Annotated in this window: 2 protein-coding genes; both read right to left on the bottom strand. The window is 36.3% G+C overall.

The window, feature by feature from the left end:
- Positions 1-76: 76 nt before the first annotated feature.
- Positions 77-352 (bottom strand): hypothetical protein, encoded by a 276-nt coding sequence (locus Q0296_RS02790; protein WP_298036283.1) that lies wholly within the window; start codon positions 350-352, stop codon positions 77-79.
- 62 nt (positions 353-414) lie between these two features.
- On the bottom strand, positions 415-1,320 hold the full coding sequence (locus Q0296_RS02785; RefSeq protein WP_103608176.1) for an AEC family transporter: 906 nt from the start codon (positions 1,318-1,320) through the stop codon (positions 415-417).
- Positions 1,321-1,514: the final 194 nt, after the last annotated feature.

Raw genomic sequence — 1,514 nt, 5'->3', positions numbered from 1 at the left:
CGCTTAGATACTCACTGATGAGATCAAGTAAAATTTCATCATCTTCAACGAGCAAAATTCTAACCATTAAGCACCTTTACATGCCTTTTTTCATTTCGTCTTTTTTCATGCCCATGTCGTCTTTTTTCATTCCCATGTCATCTTTCTTCATTTCGTCTTTCATACCCATGTCTTCTTTTTTCATCTCATCTTTTTTTATCATGGGTTTTTTAGCCATGTCATCTTTCATCATCTGCTCTTTCTTTATCATCTCGTCTTTACCCATGTTATCTTTCTTCATCATTTCAGTAGCATTTGCAAGACCACCAAGCATAAACATAGCACCAAGTGCAACTAAGATTAACTTTTTCATAACGTCTCCTTTAAATGAAATATGATGAAATACTAGCCTCTTAGTGTGAAATAAGTGTGAATTTACGCAAATACAAAATAGATAACTGGTAACGTGATAAATGAAAAAAGCACACCAATGGCTACTGATGAGATGGCTAGAGAGCTATCAAGTCCAGCTTTTATAACCATCGCACTTGCTAGGGCTGATGTTGGCATCGCACATTGAAAGAGACCAACGACCCAAGTTTTGCTCATCTGGATACCTGAGACTTTTAATATTATAAAAAATACGATAGCTGGCAATATCATCTTACACAAAAGCACGACACTAACGCCTTTATATGAGCTTGTGATACTGCTAAAGTTAAGACCAACGCCGATCGCAAAAAGTGCGACTGGAGTGACGCTACCTTCAAACATCCTAAGTGGCGCAAAGATAAAATCTGGAAGTGGGACTTCTTTTAAGATAAGACCCATGATAAGCGCTATAAATGGTGGAAATTTTAAAATTTTCATTGTATTTTGAAATAGCGAAACCTTCTCAGGCGCGGCAAAAGATAGGATGAGTGGTCCAAGGATCGAAAGTGGGATACCAGTGGCTATTTGATCGTAAAAGATGACCTCATTTACCATCTCGTCGCCAAAGAAGCCCTGAATGACAGGCATACCGACAAATAGGGTGTTACCAAAAAGGCTTAGCATGACCATACTGACGGTTGTTATTTTGGTAAATTTAAAAACCTTACCTATGACAAATGCCAAAGCAGCACTAATGGCGGTTGAGGCAAAGCCGATTAAGATCGTATTTATAAGCGAGGCATCGACATTTACGTGGTAAATTTTGTCAAAGATGAGGGCAGGCATTGCAAAACAAAGGACAAAATCCACAAAAGGGATCGAGTGCTTTTGCTCAACAATGCCGACTTTTTTAGCAAAAAAACCAGTTGCGATTATGAAAAATATTGCAAAAAGTGGTGTGAAATTCATAGCAGTCTCTTTTAAGTTTGGAATTTACAAAAAATTGATTATATGCCCCAAAAGATTAAATTACAATAAACTTTTTTGGATTTTACCCTCAAATTTAAACCCTAGTATCAACCTTTTTGTAAAATTTATCCCTTTCATCTATCTTTTCTTTATTTTTTAGATCGTTTTCAAGATAGCTGATATTATAAATTTCT

Source organism: uncultured Campylobacter sp. (assembly GCF_937890585.1).
GTDB lineage: Bacteria > Campylobacterota > Campylobacteria > Campylobacterales > Campylobacteraceae > Campylobacter_A.
Note: the sequence above shows the minus strand (reverse complement) of the source record. Positions and strands in the feature narration are given on the sequence as shown.